A 2,498-nucleotide genomic window follows, 5' to 3' on the forward strand; every position below is an offset into this window, starting at 1 on the left:
TCCACAACGCGCAGGAGCTCATCGCGAACGGTCGCGGCCCCTACTTCGACATCGCGAAGATCGAGTCGAGCGAAGAGGCGAAGCTGTGGGACGACGTGTTCTCGTTCAGCGAGGAGTACATCGGCATCCCCCATGGCACGATCCGCGCCACCGTGCTGATCGAGACCCTGCCCGCGGCATTCGAGATGGATGAGATCCTCTACGAGCTGCGCGATCACTGTGCGGGCCTGAACGCCGGACGCTGGGACTACATCTTCTCGATCATCAAGAACTACCGCGGCCGCGGCGCGCGCTTCGTGCTCCCCGACCGCAGCGAGGTCACGATGACGGTGCCGTTCATGCGGGCGTACACCGAGCTGCTCGTGCAGACCTGCCACAAGCGAGGCGCCTACGCGATCGGCGGGATGAGCGCCTTCATCCCGAACCGTCGTGACCCCGAGGTCACGGCACGGGCGATCGAGAAGGTCACCGCCGACAAGAGGCGCGAGGCCGGCGACGGCTTCGACGGCACCTGGGTGGCGCACCCCGACCTCATCCCCACCGCGCAGGCCGAGTTCGACGCCGTGCTCGGCGACCGGCCGAACCAGGTCGACCGCCAGCGCCCCGAGGTCACGGTGACGGCGTCGCAGCTGCTCGATCTGCACATCGGTCGGCCCATCACCGCCCAGGGGGTGCGCGACAACGTCTCGGTCGCGATCCGCTATCTCGAGGCGTGGTTGCGCGGCCTCGGAGCGGTCGCCATCGACAACCTGATGGAGGATGCGGCGACGGCCGAGATCAGCCGCTCGCAGGTGTGGCAGTGGATCCATCAGGACCGCACCACCGAAGACGGCACCGCCATCACCGCCGACTACATCGAGGAATTGATCGACGAAGTGCTCGGCGAGGCCGATCGCCACGACGGCGACCGGTTCGACGACGCGGCGTCTGTGTTCCGAGACGTCGCCCTGCAGGAGGAGTTCCCGGCGTTCCTCACTCTCGGCGCCTACAGCCGGTTCCTCGTCGAAGAAGCCTGATCCGCCCTGCCGGATGAGAAGCCCCTCGGATGCCGCTCCCCGGCATCCGAGGGGCTTCCTCCCGTGCGGACCCACGGATCTCGGCGCTGCGAACGGGCGTAGCCTGAAGGCATGAGTGACGTGTGGTCCGAGGTCTCCTCCGAATTCCTGCACCTCTACCCGGGCGGACGACGTCTCGTCGCGGTGGCCGGAGCGGATTCCGAGCCCTCGCGCCGAGCGGCCGACGATCTCGCCGGCGCGCTGACCACCGCCGGGCAGCACGTGGAGCGCCGACACAGCGACGGCGACGAACCGGCCCTGCGGGCGGATGTCATCGCGCCGTTCCGCGCCGAGTCCGAGAACACCACCGTGCTCATCGTGTCGGGTCCGGATGCGCTGGTGAGCACGACCGCGCGCGGACTCTGGAACTTCATCGTCTGGCAGCTCGCCGGCGACGAGGCACCGCACTCGATCGCCAGCGCGATCATCGACATGTCGAACCCTGACACCCCGACACGACGCTTCGCGGACTACTGCGCACTGCCCGCGTCATACGGCTCCTGAGGCGCAGTCCGCTCACGCCTCGCGGGTGCCTCGGTCTCCCCCCGACCGAGGCACCCGCACGTCCAGCCGCGCTCTGCGCAGTTGGTCCGTGGCGCCCGACGCTCTCGCGCCTGCCCCCGAGCTTCCGGACGGGCGATCCCGCCGCGTCCGGAAGCCGTGACAGCCGATGGTTCAGGGGCGTAGCCCCGTCGTCATCCGCCGTCATGGCCCGCCTGGGGACACGGGCAAGCCCAGGTTAGAGGCGGGTGCCCGACGGCGGATGCTCACGAGGACGATGCGTCACCTCCTGCGCGCAGCGCGGCACTCTGCACTCGCCCTGGCACGAGATTCGCGGTCGCGTGTCACCGGGTGCACGGGTCGCCGATGACCGCGCACAGCGCATCGCCGTCGATCCCCGGCCGAGCAGATGCCTCATCCGGCCGAGGGGCTGCTCAGTTCGGCGAGCTCATCCGGCCGAGGGGCTGCTCAGTTCGGCGGGCTGTTCAGTCCGACGGGCTTCTGTTCGTCGCTGAGCAGCATGGCCTCGGCCAGACGCGGCGGCCGGGGGCGGGCGGCGAGGCGGAACGCGCTGGGGCTGAGACCCACGTGGCGGGAGAACTGTGCCCGAAGCGCTGCCGCATCCGCGAAGCCGCTGCGGACGGCGACCGCTGAGAGATCCTGCGGCGGGGTCGACAGCAGCTCCTCGCGCGCCGTGGCGAGCCGCCGCCGCAGCAGTCGCGCGGCGAGACTCTCATCCGATCCCTCGTACAGCCGGAACAGCTGCCGCCGACTCATGTGCAGCTCTGTCGCGAGCTCCTCGATGCTGAACGCCGCGTCACGGTGCCGATGCTCGATGATGCGCCCCGCTTCGGCCCTGAGTTCGCTCGCCCGATCGGTCTCGCCGTCACCGGGGAAATGCCGGAACAGGCCCCGCACGAGAGCGAGCAGGGTCGCCTCGGT

General features: G+C 69.7%; 2 protein-coding genes and 1 pseudogene. 2 read left to right on the forward strand and 1 reads right to left on the reverse strand.

Features of this window, described 5'->3' with window-relative positions:
* Together J7E68_RS08785 and J7E68_RS08790 are read left to right on the forward strand one after the other, a co-directional pair.
* Window positions 1-1,016, forward strand: a pseudogene (locus J7E68_RS08785) (malate synthase); the annotation flags it as partial.
* A gap of 111 nt (window positions 1,017-1,127) precedes the next feature.
* Window positions 1,128-1,559 carry a hypothetical protein gene (locus J7E68_RS08790; protein WP_215171789.1) on the forward strand — a complete coding sequence of 144 codons (432 nt, stop codon included), beginning with the start codon at window positions 1,128-1,130 and terminating at the stop codon, window positions 1,557-1,559.
* Window positions 1,560-2,024: 465 nt separating this feature from the next.
* Here the strand turns inward: J7E68_RS08790 and J7E68_RS08795 are convergent.
* On the reverse strand, window positions 2,025-2,498 hold a 474-nt coding region (locus J7E68_RS08795; RefSeq protein ID WP_215171791.1), incomplete at its 5' end, for an AraC family transcriptional regulator.

The organism is Microbacterium sp. ISL-103, assembly GCF_018613995.1.
GTDB lineage: Bacteria > Actinomycetota > Actinomycetes > Actinomycetales > Microbacteriaceae > Microbacterium.